Here is a 15,469-nt window from a genome sequence, read left to right on the forward strand (position 1 = left end):
AGGGTTACGTGCCATGTGGCCAGGACAGCAGCCGCCCGGGGGCGAGCAGAACCCGCAGGACAACCCGTACCAGCAGCCGGGTTACCAGCAGCCGAATCCGTACCAGCAGCCCGGCTACCAGCAGTACCCGCAGGCCAACCCGTACGCGCAGCAGCCGCAGCAGCAGCCGCAATGGGGCGCTCCGGCACCCGTCGGCGGCCCCCAGCCGCCGCAGGGCGGTGGCGGCGGGAACCGGACGAAGCTGGTCGCGATCGTGGCGGCCACGGCCGTGGTCGTCGCGGCCGGTGTGACCGGATTCCTCGTGCTGGGCGGCGACAAGGACGACGAGGGAGGCGGTTCGCCCGGCAAGGCGAGCACGTCGCCGACCGCCACCGCCACTTCCTCGGCCTCGAACGACAACCCGCGCGGCGACGAGACCGAGAAGCCGACCGTCGCGGGCTGGAAGGTCGTGATCAACACCAAGTGGGGCACGGCCTTCGACGTCCCCGCGGACTGGCAGGTCGATCCCCCGGGCACCAGCATCGCCTTCCCCGACGAGAAGTCCTCCGACGGCAAACTGCTCGTCACCATGGCGGCGGTGGCCGAGTACAAGCCCAAGTGGTGCACGTCCGACGACGACAAGGACGGCCGGACCTCGGACACCGCGCTGGCCGCGGCGGGCACGAAGGGCGCGAGCGGCGCCAAGAGCCCGGCCGACGCGGCGATCAGGGAAGTGCCCTGGTGGGTGTTCGGCGGTTACACACAGCCGGACAAGAAGAGCATCACGTACGACAAGAAGGCCACCTCCTACACGACCGCCTCGGGCATCAAGGGCGCCTACGCCTGGGCGCGTTCGACGAACACCCCGCGCAAGGGCAAGTGCGCCAGCGACGGCAAGGCGCTCACCTTCGGCTTCAAGAACTCCGCCGGGGACCTGGTGACGTTCAACCTCTTCGGCGGCAAGGGCGTCAAGGACGAGGTCGCCACCGCGACCGTCATGAAGATCCTCAGCACCGTACGGCTGCACGGCGAACCCACGGCGAGCTGACCGCCCGGCCTCAGCCGATGCCGAACGCCCCGTCGGGCGGGGCCGGTGACGGTACGGCGTCCTCGTCCCGTACCGGTGCCGCGGCGCCGGTGAACTGCCGCAGCGCCGTGCCGTGTTCGACCCGGGCCGGGAAGGCGTCGGAGGCGGTGCGCCGGGCCAGGACGGCCGTGTCGAGCGGGCGGTGCGCGGCGACCAGCACGGCGTTGCCGAACCGGCGGCCGCGCAGCACACCCGGCTCGGCGATCAGCACCAGCTCCTCGAAGACGACCGCGAAGGTGGCGAGCTGGGAGCGGAGGAAGGCGAACGGCGCGGCGTCGGCGAGGTTGGCGAGATACACCCCGCCGGCGCGCAGCACCCGGGCGGCCTCGCGGGCGTAGTCGAGCGAGGTGAGGTGCGCGGGCACCCGGGAGCCGCCGAAGACATCGGCGATCAGCACGTCCGCCGAGCCGGCCGGCGCGGCCTCGAGCCAGGCCCGGGCGTCGGCTGCGTACGTCGTGATGCCGGCCCCGTCCGGCAGCGGCAGATGCTCGGCGACGAGCTCCAGCAGCCCCCGGTCGGCCTCCACGACGTCCTGCCGGGACCCGGGCCGGGTCGCCGCGAGATACCGGGGCAGGGTGAGCGCGCCACCGCCGAGGTGCAGTACGTCCAGCGGCCGCCCCGGCTCGGCGACGGTCTCCAGGACGTACCCGAGCCGCCGCGCGTACTCGAACTCCAGATGCGTCGGCGCGTCCAGGTCCACGTACGACTGCGGCGCCCCGTCGACCGTGAGCAGCCATGCCCGCTCCCGGTCGACGTCCGGCATCAGCTTCGCGGTGCCGTGGTCGGTGATCCGGGAGACGGGTATGGACTCGTTCACCTTCCCATTGTGCCTAGTCCACGGCGGTCACCGTGCCCGCCCCGACGGTCCTGCCGCCCTCCCGGATGGCGAACCCGAGCCCCGGCTCGAGCGGCGTCTCGCGCCCCAGCTCCACGGTCATGCTCACCGTGTCGCCGGGCCGCGCCACCGCCGCCTCGCCGAGGTCCACGTCCCCGACGACGTCCGCCGTGCGGATGTAGAACTGCGGCCGGTACCCCGTGGAGACGGGCGTCGTACGACCGCCCTCCCGCGCCGACAGCACGTACACCCGCGCCGAGAACCGGCGCCGGGGCACGACGCTGCCGGGCGCGGCGACCACGTGCCCCCGGCGGACGGCGTCCCGCGGGACCCCGCGCAGCAGCAGCGCGACGCTGTCCCCGGCCTGCGCCTCCGCCATGGGCCTGCCGAAGGTCTCCAGACCGGTGACGACCGTCTCCACGCCGGCGCCGAGCACCTCGACCCGGTCACCGACCCGGACCGTGCCCCGTTCCACGGCGCCCGTGACGACGGTCCCCCGCCCGGTGATGGTGAGCACGTTCTCCACCGGGAGCAGGAACGGCGCGTCCAGGTACCGCTCCGGCATCGGCACGTACGTGTCCACCGCGTCGAGCAGCGCCTCGATGGACGCCGTCCAGCGCGGGTCGCCCTCCAGGGCCCTGAGGCCGGAGACCCGTACGACGGGGGCCGCGTCGCCGCCGTAGCCGTTCGCGGTGAGCAGCTCGCGGACCTCGAGCTCGACCAGGTCGGTCAGCTCCTCGTCACCCGCGTCGGCCTTGTTGAGCGCGACCACGATGTGGTCGACGCCCACCTGCCGGGCGAGCAGCACGTGTTCGGCGGTCTGCGGCATGATCCCGTCCAGCGCGGAGACGACCAGGATCGCGCCGTCCAGCTGGGCGGCGCCGGTGACCATGTTCTTGACGTAGTCGGCATGACCCGGCATGTCCACGTGCGCGTAATGCCGGGTGTCGGTCTCGTACTCGACGTGCGCGATGTTGATGGTGATGCCGCGCGCGGCCTCCTCCGGGGCCCGGTCGATGCGGTCGAAGGGCACGAACGTGCCGGTGCCGCGCTCGGCGAGGACCTTGGTGATGGCGGCGGTCAGGGTGGTCTTGCCGTGGTCGACATGACCCATCGTGCCGATGTTCAGGTGCGGTTTGGTGCGTACGTATGCCGTCTTGGGCATGGCTGGGTACCTCGAAGCCTCTGCGTAGGAAGATCCGGGAGAGATGGGGACCCCGAGGACTGGCCGACCCTCCCCCTGCGGGGTCCGCCGGACGTTCCGGAGAGGGTCAGCTTCGGGCGCCGTCGACAGCGGCCAGGAAGATCGGGACGGCAGCCTTCGGGGCATCCGCGACCGCGGATGCTGCGAGGAGGAAGGCGTGCCGGAACATGACGTAGATCATGGCCGACACGTCGTCCCACGTCGAATGGTTTTTCGCGCGGTTCCTCGCCCCGGATCCCGCCCAACCGACAGCTTCCATACGGCGATCACACACCTTCGTCGGTTAATGTCACCGGATGCTCGATGCCACCAACCGCTCTGGGGGCACCGCCACGGCCTCTCCCCGGGCCGTCGCCACGGAGCTCGCGGTCGCCGTCCCCCCGGCCGCGGCTGCCCCGCCCCTCTCCTCCGCCCTGTCCGCCCGCTGCACGCGCGTACTTCGGTCGCCGTGGTCGCGGCTGTCGCTGCTCCTGGCGCTGCTCGCGGCCGCCGCGGTCTGCGTGCTGCTGTTCGAGCCGCAGCGGCTGATCACGCAGGGCTGGCCACCGCAGCTGGGCGGGGCCGCCGCGGCGGCCGTGTTCGCGGCGGCGTACGGCCTGTGCACGGTGGCCTTCGTGCCCCGGCCGCTGCTGAACCTCGCGGCGGGCGCCCTGTTCGGCTCCCAGATGGGCCTCGGGACGGCGCTGACGGGCACCGTGCTCGGCGCCGGGGTCGCCTTCGGGCTGGGCCGGCTGCTCGGTCAGGACGCGCTGCGTCCGCTGCTGCGGGGCCGCTGGCTGAAGGCGGCCGACGGACAGCTCAGCCGGCACGGCTTCCGCTCGATGATGGTGGCGCGGCTCTTCCCCGGCGTGCCGTTCTGGGCCGCGAACTACTGTGCCGCCGTCTCCCGGATGGGCTGGCTGCCGTTCCTGCTGGCGACGGCGCTCGGCTCGGTCCCGAACACCGCCGCGTACGCCGTCGCCGGGGCCCGCGCCTCGGCGCCGACCTCGCCGGCCTTCCTGGTGGCGATGGCCCTGATCGCCGTACCCGCGCTCGTGGGCACGGTGGTGGCCTGGCGCAAGCGCCACCACCTGCGCGCCCACTGAGGGCCCGGGCGGGCCGTCAGACGGCTTCCAGGATCATCGCGTTGGCCAGTCCGCCCGCCTCGCACATCGTCTGCAGCGCGTAGCGGGCGCCACGCTCGCGCATCGCGTGGACGAGGGTCGTGGTGAGCCGGGTGCCGCTGGCGCCCAGCGGATGGCCGAGGGCGATCGCGCCGCCGTGCGCGTTGACCTTGGTGAGGTCGGCTCCGGTCTCCTGCTGCCAGGCAAGGACCACGCTGGAGAAGGCCTCGTTGACTTCGAACAGGTCGATGTCCGCGAGGGTGAGGTGCGCCCTGCGCAGTACCTTCTCGGTCGCCGGGATGACGCCGGTGAGCATCAGCAGCGGGTCGGAGCCGGTGACGGCGAAGCTGTGCAGACGGGCCAGCGGACGCAGGCCGAGCCGCTGCGCGGTCTCCGTCGAGGTGATCAGTACCGCCGAGGCGCCGTCGTTGACGGGGCTGGCATTGCCCGCGGTGACGTTCCACTCGATCTGCGGGAAGCGTTCGGCGAACCCCGGGTCGAAGTAGGCGGGCTTGAGTCCGGCGAGTATCTCCGGGGTGCTGCCGGGCCGCACGCACTCGTCGCGCAAGACGCCGTCCAGGGGGGCGACCTCGGCGTCGAACAGCCCGCTGTCCCAGGCGGCGGCGGCCTTGTGGTGCGAGGAGACGGCGAAGGCGTCCATCTGCTCACGCGTGATGGACCACTTGGCGGCGATGAGCTCGGCGCTGATGCCCTGCGGGACGAGCCCCTCGGGGAAGCGCTCGGCGATCCCCGGGCCGAAAGGGTCCTTTCCGGGCGGCACGTTCGACCACATCGGCACCCGGCTCATCGATTCCACGCCACAGGCGACGACGATGTCGTAGGCGCCCGCGATGACGCCCTGGGCGGCGAAGTGCACCGCCTGCTGGGAGGAGCCGCACTGCCGGTCCACCGTGGTGGCCGGGACGGTCTCGGGCAGGCCCGCGGACAGGGCCGCGTACCGGGTGGTGTTCATGGCCTGCTCGCCGACCTGGTCGACGGTGCCGCCGATGACGTCGTCGATCAGGGCCGGGTCGACGCCGGAGCGCTCGACGAGGGTGCGCAGGGTGTGGGCGAGGAGCTCGACGGGGTGGACGTGCGCGAGGGCGCCGTTCGGCTTGCCCTTGCCGATGGGGGTGCGTACGGCTTCGACGATGACTGCGTCACGCATGGTGCGGGCCTCCATGACTGCGGGACGGGACTACCGGTGAGTAGGAAAACCAAACTCACCATAGCTCGCCGAGTTGGAAAATCAAACCCTCCCCTAGACTGGGCGCATGGCCGCCACGAGAGATCCGCGCCCCTGCTCCATCGCCGACGCCCTGGCGCTCGTCGGGGAGAAGTACTCGCTGCTCGTACTGCGCGAGGTGTGCCTCGGCAACGGCCGCTTCGACCAGCTGGTGCGCAACATCGGCGCCCCGCGCGACATCCTGGCCACCCGGCTGCGCCGGCTCGTGGACGCCGGGATCCTGACCAAGCGGGCCTACAGCGAGCGCCCGCAGCGCTTCGAGTACCGGCCCACACAGGCGGGCCTGGAGCTGGAACCGGTCCTGATGACCCTCATGGCGTGGGGGGACCGCCATCTGCGGGGGGACGACGACCGCCCCATGGTGATCGAGCACATCTGCGGCCACGAACTCGTCCCGTCCGTCACCTGCCGGGCCTGCGGCGAGGCCGTACGCCACGAGGACCTCACGGCCCACCCGCAGGGCGAGGGCTGGACGGTGACGGGACCGACAGCCGCGTAGCCCTGCCGTCAGGCGGGCTCTACACATCGAGCCGGTCGAGCTGCTCCCCCGTCGCCGCCGGTGCTCCCGCCGCCCGGCGGCCGGGGCCCGCACCAGCGCGGCAGCGGACCGGCGGAACCCGCCCACGCCTCCCGAGCCGGACGGCCGCCCGGCCCCTGCCCTCAGGCCGGCCCCGGATACACGTCGAGCCGCCCGCACATGCCGAACTTCCCGTACTCCGAAGGCTGCTCGGCCCGCACGACGGCACCGGCCAGGTGGGAGGCGTCCCCTCGCCCGAGCCGGTCGAGCTGCTCCCCCGTCGCCGCCGCGGCGGCCTCCGCGCCACGCCGCCAGCGCTCGCGCCACTCCGCGATCCGGGGTCTTACCAGCGCCGCGGCGGCCCGGTGGAAGGCCGCCAGCGCCTCCGGGCCGGAGGCCTCGCGCAGCGCCCGGTAGCCCTCCAGCGCGAGGTCGCGCCGGGCGCGGGCGATCCGCTCCCGTTCCGCCTCCGGCGCGCCGGCCGGGATGGTGGTCGCGGCGGCGTAGGCCTCGGGATCGGCCAGGTGTTCCGGGGGCAGCGTGAGCACCGCGTCCCCCGCCTCGGGCAGCCCGCTGTTCTGCATGAGGACGGTGATCCGCAGGTCGTCCTCGTTGACGAGCCGGTGGACGGTCCCCGGCGTGAACCAGGCCACCGTGCCGGGCACGAGGGGCGTGACCTCGTACCCGGACGTCGTGAGCGTCTGCACGGCACCCCGCCCGCCGGTGACCACGTACGCCTCCGAGCAGGCCAGGTGCAGATGGGGAGTTCCGCCGCGGACCCCGTCGGCGGCGGGCCAGTCGTACACGCAGAGCCGGGAGACGGCGACGCCGCCCGGCAGGCCCGTGAACTCCCCGCCGCTCACCACGGATGCGCCTCCAGGTACTCGGCGATCTCCGCGCGCTCCCACGCCCCGTCCGCCACGACGACCCGGTAGCGCCGGCGCAGCGTGTCGCCGGGGGCCAGTTCCAGCTCGTCGAAGAACGCCCAGGAGGGGGCGACCGCGGCGAACGGCTCGTTGCGCACGAACCAGTGGGCCGGGTGGGTCCCTTCGGCGCCGAGGTGGTCGTTCTCGGGAGCGTGCGCGAAGACGAGCGTCGCGTGCCCGTCGGAGACGTCGTGCTCGCCGGAGAAGGCCAGCCAGGGCGCCTGGGCGCCCATCAGGCCGGGGCCCTCGGCGTCCGGGCCGATGATCCGGCCGTCGCGGAAGGCGCGCGGGCCGCGCCAGAACAGGCCCGTGTACCCGGCCATCTCACGTCCCGCGGTCGTCGGGCTGCCGAAGCGCAGCGGCTCGGCCCGCCGGTTGGTGATGGCGCTGGTCCAGGTCAGCGCCCAGGAACCCGACGCCGGATCCACGTCGTGCACCTCGATCCGGCGCTCCTCCTCCGCCCACAGGTCACCGCTGTGCGGGTGCCAGGTCAGCCGTTCCGCGATGACCACGCGGTCGTCGTGCGCGGTGACCTCGTCGAAGGCCACGTGCGCCATCGAGCCGACCCGCTCCGGGAGTTCCAGGTACCCCTGGCCGTGGACGTAGGAGTTGCCGCCCCACAGGTTGGCGCCGGACAGGTGCGAGGCCGTCAGCTGAAGACCCTTGTGCCAGCGGTGGTCGTTGGGCCGGTAGTCGGTGACGACGTCTCCGGCCAGCGTCCGGATCGGATGGAGGTACGGTTTCGGCGCCTCCCACGCGGCCTCCGGCCGGTAGACGTAGGCGAGGAGTTCGACGCCGGTGCCGGGCTCGGTGACGGTGATGCGGTCACCGTGGGCGTGGACGACGCGCAGTCCGCTCACGCGGGTCACGCCGACACCTCGTCCGCGACGACGGGCGCCCAGCCGGGCGCTCCCCCGTGCATCGCCGTGTAGAAGGGGTCGCCGGGCCCGATCTCGCCCGCCCTCACCGTCGTGTCCGTGAACGCCGACTTGTACAGCGCGGTGATCAGCTCCAGGCTGGTCCGCCCGTCCGCCCCGCTGCTGCGCGGCCGCTCCCCCGCGCGCATGCTCGCGACCAGCTCGCGCAGCTGCTCCAGGTGCGAACTGGGCACGTCGGCGCCGAAGTCCTGCCAGGCGGCGGCCTCGTCGCCGGGCACGTCCCGGGCCGGGGTGATGCGCCAGTTCTCGTTGCTGTGGCCGTAGAGGTGGGTGAGCTCGACGGTGGCCCGTTCGCAGTCGATGCGGATGCGGCTCACCTCGTCGGGGCTCAGGACGCTGTTGACGATCGTCGCCATGGCGCCGCTCTCGAACCGGACCAGCGCTGTGGAGACGTCCTCGGTCTCCACGTCGTGGACCAGCCGCCCGGCCATGGCGCGCACCTCGCTCCACGGGCCGAGCAGGTCGAGCAGCAGATCCATCTGGTGGATGCCGTGGCCCATGGCCGGCCCGCCGCCCTCGGTGTGCCAGCGGCCCCGCCAGGGCACGGCGTAGTAGGCGGTGTCGCGGTACCAGGTGGTCTGGCAGTGCGCCACCAGCGGACGCCCCATCGCCCGCTCGGCGATCAGCCGGCGCACGTGCCGGGAGCCCGAACCGAAGCGGTGCTGGAAGACGATCGAGGCGTACGGGCCGCCGTCCGTCCCCTCCTCCGCCTCCACGGCGTCGTAGTCGGCGAGCGTCGGCACCGGCGGCTTCTCGCACCACACCCAGGCCCCGGCGCGCAGCGCGGCCACGCTCTGCTCGCGGTGCAGCGTCGGCGGGGTGCAGACGCACACCAGATCGGGCCGCTGCTCCTCCAGCATCCGGTGCAGGTCGGTGTAGGCGTGCGGGATACCGGCCTCGGCGCAGAACTCCTCGACGGCCCGCGCGTCGACGTCCACCGCGGCGACGACCTCCGTCTCGCCCTCCTCGGCGAGCCGCGCGAGCGCGGGCAGATGGGAACCGCGTCCGATGGCGCCGGCGCCGACGACGGCGGCCCGGATGCGCCGGCCGGTGAGCGGGGTTGTGGGGCGGGGCATGGGCGTGATCAAACTCCTCCGGGACGGCGGGCGTGCGCGGACCGGCACGGCAAGCGCTTTCCCTGTTCGCTGCAACGTATGTGGCGACATCGCGGCCGGTCAACACCCCAGGCCCGGCCCACCTGGCCAACCCCTCTGTCGGGCCTGTCACGGCGGGCCGGTACGCTGCCCTCGGCGACACAAGATCACCGCCGGGACAGCTCCGGAACACCGCCGCATCACCGCGGGATCGCCGCCGGATCGCCCTCCCCCTCGGCCCACTCAGCACTTGGACACGACACCTTCATGTCTTGGTTTGAATCCCTCGTCCTCGGACTCGTCCAGGGGCTGACCGAGTTCCTCCCCGTCTCCTCCAGCGCGCACCTGCGGCTGACCGCGGCCTTCTCCGGCTGGAAGGACCCGGGCGCGGCCTTCACGGCGATCACCCAGATCGGCACGGAGACCGCGGTGCTGATCTACTTCCGCAAGGACATCGGGCGGATCATCTCGGCCTGGTTCCGGTCACTCGCCGACAAGGAGATGCGCCGGAACCACGACGCCCAGATGGGCTGGCTGGTGATCGTCGGCTCCATACCCATCGGGGTGCTCGGCGTGACGCTCAAGGACCAGATCGAGGGGCCCTTCCGCGATCTGCGGGTCACCGCGACCATGCTGATCGTCATCGGCGTGATCATCGGCATCGCCGACCGCCTGGCGGCGCGCGACGAGACGGGCGGCCGGCACCGGACGCCCAAGCAGCGCAAGACCCTCGCCGACCTCAGCGTCAAGGACGGCCTCGTCTACGGCCTCTGCCAGGCCTGCGCCCTCGTCCCCGGCGTCTCCCGGTCCGGCGCCACGATCAGCGGCGGCCTGTTCATGGGCTACAAGCGCGAGGCGGCCGCCCGCTACTCCTTCCTGCTCGCCATCCCGGCGGTGCTCGCCTCCGGGGCGTTCGAGGTGAAGGACGCGGTGGGCAGCGGGCACGTGGCGTGGGGGCCGACGCTGTTCGCCACGGTGATCGCCTTCGCATCCGGGTACGCGGTGATCGCCTGGTTCATGAAGTTCATCTCGTCGAAGAGCTTCATGCCCTTCGTCTGGTACCGCGTCGCCCTGGGCATCGTCATCATCGCCCTGGTCACGGCGGGCGCCCTGAGCCCGCATGCCGCCGAGTCGGCGAGCTGAGGCGGCCGTCCGGGCCGGGCCGTGACCAAGCCCATACGGTTTGCGTAGCGGTGCGGTAGCGCAGTGTCAGTGCTTGCCCCTAGGCTTGTCCGCGTGTTCCCCGATTCCATGACCCCTGATTCCGTGCGGTCTGCTGCCGAGCTGAACGAGCAGATCCGCGCCCTGTGGCTGCGCGCGGGCGGGTCCCTCTCGGCCCAGGAGCGGATGGAGTACGAGCTGCTGGTGATCGAGTGGGCCAAGGCGATCCGGGGCGGGATCATCGAGGCGGCCTGAGCTACGACCGCAGGTGGGCGAGCGCGTCGTCCGCCGCCGGATAGGCCCGCTCCTCGGGCAACAGCCCGGCCGCCCGGTCGAGTTCACCGGCCCGCACCAGGGAGTGGACCTCGGCGGCGAGCGGGGTCACGTCCTCGATGCCCACGATCCACTCGTCCGCATAACGGGCCGCCGCCTCACCGGCGAGGCCCAGTTGCAGCGACCGGTGCGGCAGCGGTCGCAGGTGCAGGTCCCTTTCCGGGTCCCACTGCACGCGCGCGGGCGCCCGCCGCAACTCACGCTTCCAGGCGGCCTGGTTCTCGTGCAGCCCGGGGGCGTAGTGCGACAGACACGCATGCCGCAGCGCCCACTCGAAGCCCTCGCGGCTGATCTCGACGGCCAGAACGGTCTCCTGGCCCTCTTTCGTGGCCCAGCCGCAGCGGTACATCATCCACAGGAAGGACGGCTTGACCCAGGTCATGCGGTCGCGCTTCCAGGAGGAGGGGAAGCGGCCGTGGCGCGCCGCCGGCCGGCCGATCTCCGGGCGATAAGCCTGGTAGACGGTGACCGTGGAGTCGGTGTGGCGGGCGCGGATCCGGTGCCTGGGCTCCTGTGAGACCGGCTGCTCGTTCAACTGACCGTTCGACTGGTCCTTCGGCTGTTCCTGCGACGGGTCCTTCAACTGTTCCTTCAACTGTTCCTGCAACTCATGATTCACGGCGACAGCCTCCGCCGTCGCACCCGCCCGGCACCACCGAATAATCCCGTATCCCCGCACGCCTCTTGGCTCCTCCCGCGCTGTGCCCAACACTGTGCCGATGACGCAGCGCGTGGAGCTCGCGACCGTGATGGACCGGCTGGCCGTGGACGGGCTGGTGACCGACTACGCGGTGGCCGTGGACGACGGCGACTGGACGGCGTACCGGAGGCTGTTCACGGCAGACGGGCGGGCCGACTACCGCAGCGCCGGCGGCATCGAGGGGGACGCGGGGCGGGTCGCCGGGTGGCTCGCGGAGAGTCTGGGGCTGTTCGCCATGCGGCAGCATCTGATCGTCAACCGGCGGGTGCGGTTCGGCGTTCTGGAGCAGGACACCGGCGACACCGCCCGGGTGCAGGCCGACTACGTCAACCCGATGCGCTTCGCCGGCGGCGCCGGCGGGTCCACCGTGCCGGATCTCGTGTGCGGCGGGCGCTACTCCTTCGCCCTGCTGCGCACGGCCGACGGCTGGCGCCTGCGCGAGGTCGTCGTGCGGGAGAAATGGCGCCGGCTCCCCGACCCGCGGCCTACACCGGCAGCGGGCTGAGTCCAGGCCCACTGTCCGAGATCCCCTTCCGGCGCGCACACTGAAGCCACCCGCCGGTAAATCGGTGTGCACATGCTGCCGTCCACTGGGTAGGGAGGCGATCTATGGATACGTTCGACCGCTGGCTCGCCTCCCCGTGGCGGCGCTCTGTCGCCGCCGTGCTCGCGGGTGCCCTGCCCCTGTTCGCGTTCCCCGCGCCCTCGCTGTGGTGGTTCGCGTTCGTCGCGCTGGTTCCGTGGCTCCTGATCGCCCGCACGGCGCCGACCGGGCGGCGGGCGGCGTACGACGGCTGGTGCGGCGGATTCGGGTTCATGGTGGCGGTGCACCACTGGTTGCTGCCGAGCCTGAACGTGTTCATCTTCCTGCTGGCCGCGTTGCTGGGCGCCCTCTGGGTGCCGTGGGGCTGGCTGACGCGCCGGTTCCTCGGTGAACGGCCGGCGGGTGGCGGGCCCGGCCGGGGCCTGGCCGCGGTGCTGGTGCTGCCGTCGGCCTGGCTGGGGGTGGAGCTGGTGCGCTCCTGGCAGGGGCTGGGCGGGCCCTGGGGCATGCTCGGCGCCACGCAGTGGCAGGTGGCCCCCGCGCTGCGGCTCGCCTCGGTGGGCGGGGTGTGGCTGCTGAGCTTCCTCGTGGTGGCCGTGAACGTCGCGATCGCCCAGCTGGTGTCGGTGCGCGAGTCCCGGCTGCCCGCCGTGGCCTCGCTGGCGGCCGCCGCCGCCGCGACCTCGGCGGCCTGGGTGTGGTCGCCGCGGCCCCACGTGGACGGCGGGGAGCGCATCGCGGTCGTCCAGCCCGGCGTGATCAAGGGGCCGACAGCGCGCTTCGACCGTGAGGAGGCCCTCACCCGGCGGCTCGCCGGGCAGCACGTCGACCTGGTCGTCTGGGGCGAGAGCAGCGTCGGCTACGACCTCGACGACCGCCCCGACCTGGCCCGCCGGCTGGCCGCGCTGTCCCGTGCTACCGGCGCCGACGTACTGGTCAACGTGGACGCCCGCCGCTCCGGCCAGCCCGGCATCTACAAGAGCTCGATCCTGATCGGCCCGGACGGCCCGACCGGCGAGCGGTACGACAAGATGCGACTCGTGCCGTTCGGCGAGTACATACCCGCCCGCTCGCTTCTCGGCTGGGCCACCTCGGTGGGCCGGGCGGCGGGCGAGGACCGGCACCGCGGCAGCCGGCAGGTGGTGATGGACGTCGGCCACGGGCTGCGCGTCGGCCCGCTGGTGTGCTTCGAGACCGCGTTCCCCGACATGAGCCGCCACCTCGCCGAGGACGGCGCGGACCTCCTGCTCGGCCAGTCGTCGACATCGTCGTTCCAGGGCAGCTGGGCACCCGCCCAGCACGCCTCACTGGCCGCACTGCGCGCCGCCGAGACCGGCCGGCCCATGGTGCACGCGACACTGACCGGCGTCTCCGCCGTCTACGGGCCCGCCGGGCAGCGCGTCGGCCCCTGGCTCGGCACGGACGCGAGCACGACCCGCGTGTACGACGTGCCCCTCGCCCACGGCATCACCCCCTACGTCCGCTACGGCGACTGGCCGGTCCACGGCGCCCTGCTCGTGCTCGCCACCCTGGGCGTGAGCGAGTGCCTGCGCGCCTTCGGGCTGCGCCGGAGGACCCCTCCGGAACCCCACGCGGCACCCGCTCGCACAGCTCGTGAATCGCCGGTGCGCCCCGGGCGCTGAGCGCCCTCAGACCGGACCCGACGCCCCCTCCAGAACCGCGCGTACCACCCGTTCGCACAGTTCATGGGTCACCAGTGCGTCCCGGGCGCTGAGCACCTTGCCCGCGTGCACGGCGTCGAGGAAGGCCAGTACCGCCTGTTCGATGCCGCGCTGCCGGGCGACCGGCACCCAGTCGCCGCGCCGCCGCACGGTCGGCTGGCCCTTGTGGTCGACTATCTCGGCGAGGTTGACGACCTGGCGCTTGGTGTCCTGGCCGGAAACCTCGAGGATCTCCTCGGCCGAGCCGCTCAGCCGGTTCATCACGCCGAGCGCGGTGAAGCCGTCCCCGGCGAGTTGCAGCACCACGTGGTGCAGCAGGCCGCCCTCCGTACGGGCGCGCACGGTCACGTCGTCGACCGGGCCGGGGACCAGGAACCGCAGGGTGTCGACGACGTGGATGAAGTCGTCGAGGATCATCGAGCGCGGCTCCTCCGGCAGCCCGACCCGGTTCTTCTGCATGATGATCAGCTCACGCGGATGGTCGGCACACTGCGCGTACCCGGGGGCGTACCGCCGGTTGAAGCCGACGGCGAGCGAGACTCCGCGCCGCTCGGCGAGTGCCACCAGCCGCTCGGAGTCGGCGAGTTCGTAGGCCAGCGGCTTGTCGACGTAGGTCGGTACGCCCGCCTCGAGCAGCCGGGTGACGATCTCGGGGTGTGCGACGGTGGACGCGTGCACGAAGGCGGCGTCGAGGTCCTGGGCGAGCAGGGCGTCCAGGGTGGGGTGCCGCCGGTCGGCCGGGAGGTGGAGGCCGTCGGCGACCCGGGCGAGGGTGGCGGGCGTGCGGGTGTGCAGGTGCAGGTCGACGCCCGGCTGCGTGGCCAGCACCGGCAGATAGGCCTTCTGCGCGATGTCACCGAGTCCGATGCAGCCGACCTTCACGTGCGCTCCCTGTCGTGGTTGCCCGCCGATGTCCTGCCGGAAGCATACGGCGGCCGCCAGTCGGCGATGCCGTCGAAGCTGCGCAGCAACAGCCCCGGTGCGGCCTTCGACAGCGCCGCGACCGCGGTGTCGCGTACGGCGACGGTCACGCGGCCGTCGGCCATGCTGAGCCGGGCGGCCTTGACGGCCTGCCGGGCGATAGCGGTCGTGCGGGGCAGCCGGGCCGCCGTGTAGGCGGCGAGGTCGCGGGCGTGGAACGCGAGGACCACGGCGTCCTCGATGGCCTGGTTGCCGCCCTGCCCGAGGGTCGGGGGCATGGCGTGCGCGGCGTCGCCGAGGAGGGCGGTCCGGCCGTGGTGGAAGGCGGGCAGCGGCTCGGCGAGGCGGTGGACGTCGTGGCGCAGCACGCCCTGGGGGCGGGCGGCGGCGAGGACGGCGGGGATCGGGTCGTGCCAGTCGCCGAACCGGCGCAGCAGCTCGGCCCGTTCGTCGTCCGGGGCGCACTCCCCGGCGGGGGCCGTCGCGGCGGCGTACGCGTACACCTGGCCGTCCTTGAGCGGATGCGTGCCCCACAGCCGGCCCCGGCCCCAGGTCTCGTGCGAGGCGAAGCGTGCCCCGGGTACCGGGAGCACGAGCCGCCAGGTGGTGAACCCGGCGTACACCGCCCCCGGAAAGCCGGGGAACAGCAGGCTCCGCGCGCGGGAGTGGACGCCGTCGGCGGCCACCACGAGGTCGGCCTCCAGCTCGTCGTCGGCGGTGGTGGTGACGCGGGCGGGCCGGTCGCGGTCGCCGGGGTCGGCGAGGGCCGCCGCGGCGGCGGTGCGGACGGTGCCCGGCGGGAGCAGCGCGGCGAGGCTGTCGACCAGGGTGGAGCGGTGCAGCAGGACCAGGGGACCGCCGAAGCGGGCGGCGGCTGCCTCGGCATTGGAGCGGGAGAGCCAGCGGCCGTGTGGTGCCCGAAGTCCCCCGTCCCCCTGCCAGACGGCCAGGTCGCGGATCTCCTCGCCGATGCCGAGGACGTCCAGGGCGCGCAGGGCGTTCGGCGCCAGTGAGATGGCCGCGCCGACCGGCTCCAGGGAGCGGGCCCGCTCCACCACGGTGACCTGCCATCCGTCCCGGTGCAGGGCCGCCGCGGCGGTCAGACCCCCGATGCCGCCGCCGATGACGACGGCACGCGACTGTGCCATGACTCCTCCTCCGGCGCGGCGGACCCGCGCACTACAAGTGTAGTAAAGCAG

At 73.0% G+C, this 15,469-nt stretch carries 16 protein-coding genes; 7 read left to right on the plus strand and 9 right to left on the minus strand.

Going from position 1 to position 15,469, the window contains the following annotated elements; translation table 11 throughout:
• Nucleotides 1-13 precede the first annotated feature (13 nt).
• On the plus strand, nucleotides 14-1,027 hold the full coding sequence (locus ACH45E_RS03730) for a hypothetical protein (protein ID WP_361435492.1): 1,014 nt from the start codon (nucleotides 14-16) through the stop codon (nucleotides 1,025-1,027).
• A 10-nt stretch (nucleotides 1,028-1,037) separates the two neighbouring features.
• Here the strand turns inward: ACH45E_RS03730 and ACH45E_RS03735 are convergent, their stop codons facing one another.
• Complete coding sequence (locus ACH45E_RS03735; protein ID WP_361435490.1) at nucleotides 1,038-1,883, minus strand: fused MFS/spermidine synthase; 846 nt, start codon at nucleotides 1,881-1,883, stop codon at nucleotides 1,038-1,040.
• A gap of 13 nt (nucleotides 1,884-1,896) precedes the next feature.
• The gene (gene tuf, locus ACH45E_RS03740; RefSeq protein WP_361435488.1) at nucleotides 1,897-3,066 is read right to left on the minus strand and encodes an elongation factor Tu; all 1,170 of its coding nucleotides are present in this window, start codon (nucleotides 3,064-3,066) and stop codon (nucleotides 1,897-1,899) included.
• Nucleotides 3,067-3,401: 335 nt separating this feature from the next.
• Here tuf and ACH45E_RS03745 point away from each other — a divergent pair, with 335 nt between their 5' ends.
• Nucleotides 3,402-4,190 (plus strand): VTT domain-containing protein, encoded by a 789-nt coding sequence (locus tag ACH45E_RS03745; protein WP_361435486.1) that lies wholly within the window; start codon nucleotides 3,402-3,404, stop codon nucleotides 4,188-4,190.
• Between the two features lie 16 nt (nucleotides 4,191-4,206).
• Here the strand turns inward: ACH45E_RS03745 and ACH45E_RS03750 are convergent, their stop codons facing one another.
• Nucleotides 4,207-5,376 carry a thiolase family protein gene (locus tag ACH45E_RS03750; RefSeq protein ID WP_361435484.1) on the minus strand — a complete coding sequence of 390 codons (1,170 nt, stop codon included), beginning with the start codon at nucleotides 5,374-5,376 and terminating at the stop codon, nucleotides 4,207-4,209.
• 106 nt (nucleotides 5,377-5,482) lie between these two features.
• On the opposite strand from ACH45E_RS03750, the gene ACH45E_RS03755 reads away from it, so the two are divergent.
• Nucleotides 5,483-5,953 (plus strand): helix-turn-helix domain-containing protein, encoded by a 471-nt coding sequence (locus ACH45E_RS03755; RefSeq protein ID WP_361435482.1) that lies wholly within the window; start codon nucleotides 5,483-5,485, stop codon nucleotides 5,951-5,953.
• Between the two features lie 161 nt (nucleotides 5,954-6,114).
• Here the strand turns inward: ACH45E_RS03755 and ACH45E_RS03760 are convergent, their stop codons facing one another.
• From ACH45E_RS03760 to ACH45E_RS03770, 3 genes are read right to left on the minus strand one after another with little or no spacing between them, the layout of a single operon-like run.
• Entirely contained in the window at nucleotides 6,115-6,837 is a 723-nt protein-coding gene (locus ACH45E_RS03760) for a cupin (RefSeq protein ID WP_361435480.1), read from the minus strand.
• Nucleotides 6,831-7,766 (minus strand): PmoA family protein, encoded by a 936-nt coding sequence (locus ACH45E_RS03765; protein ID WP_361435478.1) that lies wholly within the window; start codon nucleotides 7,764-7,766, stop codon nucleotides 6,831-6,833. Before ACH45E_RS03765 ends, ACH45E_RS03760 begins: the two co-directional genes overlap by 7 nt.
• On the minus strand, nucleotides 7,763-8,911 hold the full coding sequence (locus ACH45E_RS03770; protein WP_361435476.1) for a Gfo/Idh/MocA family oxidoreductase: 1,149 nt from the start codon (nucleotides 8,909-8,911) through the stop codon (nucleotides 7,763-7,765). Before ACH45E_RS03770 ends, ACH45E_RS03765 begins: the two co-directional genes overlap by 4 nt.
• Nucleotides 8,912-9,196: 285 nt before the next feature.
• Here ACH45E_RS03770 and ACH45E_RS03775 point away from each other — a divergent pair, with 285 nt between their 5' ends.
• Entirely contained in the window at nucleotides 9,197-10,072 is an 876-nt protein-coding gene (locus tag ACH45E_RS03775; protein ID WP_361435474.1) for an undecaprenyl-diphosphate phosphatase, read from the plus strand.
• 93 nt (nucleotides 10,073-10,165) lie between these two features.
• Nucleotides 10,166-10,345 carry a hypothetical protein gene (locus tag ACH45E_RS03780; protein ID WP_361435472.1) on the plus strand — a complete coding sequence of 60 codons (180 nt, stop codon included), beginning with the start codon at nucleotides 10,166-10,168 and terminating at the stop codon, nucleotides 10,343-10,345.
• A gap of 1 nt (nucleotide 10,346) precedes the next feature.
• On the opposite strand, the gene ACH45E_RS03785 is transcribed toward ACH45E_RS03780, so the two are convergent.
• Entirely contained in the window at nucleotides 10,347-10,958 is a 612-nt protein-coding gene (locus ACH45E_RS03785; protein ID WP_361436810.1) for a DUF4291 domain-containing protein, read from the minus strand.
• A gap of 184 nt (nucleotides 10,959-11,142) precedes the next feature.
• Here ACH45E_RS03785 and ACH45E_RS03790 point away from each other — a divergent pair, with 184 nt between their 5' ends.
• Together ACH45E_RS03790 and lnt are read left to right on the plus strand one after the other, a co-directional pair.
• Nucleotides 11,143-11,628, plus strand: coding sequence for a nuclear transport factor 2 family protein (locus tag ACH45E_RS03790; RefSeq protein ID WP_361435470.1), 486 nt, complete (start codon nucleotides 11,143-11,145; stop codon nucleotides 11,626-11,628).
• A gap of 104 nt (nucleotides 11,629-11,732) precedes the next feature.
• Nucleotides 11,733-13,310: an apolipoprotein N-acyltransferase gene (gene lnt / locus ACH45E_RS03795; RefSeq protein WP_361435468.1), complete on the plus strand. Its 1,578-nt coding sequence runs from the start codon at nucleotides 11,733-11,735 to the stop codon at nucleotides 13,308-13,310.
• Between the two features lie 6 nt (nucleotides 13,311-13,316).
• On the opposite strand, the gene ACH45E_RS03800 is transcribed toward lnt, so the two are convergent.
• Both ACH45E_RS03800 and ACH45E_RS03805 read right to left on the minus strand, forming a co-directional pair.
• Nucleotides 13,317-14,231 (minus strand): Gfo/Idh/MocA family oxidoreductase, encoded by a 915-nt coding sequence (locus tag ACH45E_RS03800; RefSeq protein ID WP_361435466.1) that lies wholly within the window; start codon nucleotides 14,229-14,231, stop codon nucleotides 13,317-13,319.
• On the minus strand, nucleotides 14,228-15,418 hold the full coding sequence (locus tag ACH45E_RS03805) for an FAD-dependent monooxygenase (RefSeq protein ID WP_361435463.1): 1,191 nt from the start codon (nucleotides 15,416-15,418) through the stop codon (nucleotides 14,228-14,230). The genes ACH45E_RS03800 and ACH45E_RS03805 overlap by 4 nt, the downstream gene beginning before the upstream one ends.
• Nucleotides 15,419-15,469: the final 51 nt, after the last annotated feature.

It is taken from the genome of Streptomyces sp. NPDC020299 (genome assembly GCF_044387825.1).
Taxonomy (GTDB): Bacteria; Actinomycetota; Actinomycetes; order Streptomycetales; family Streptomycetaceae; genus Streptomyces.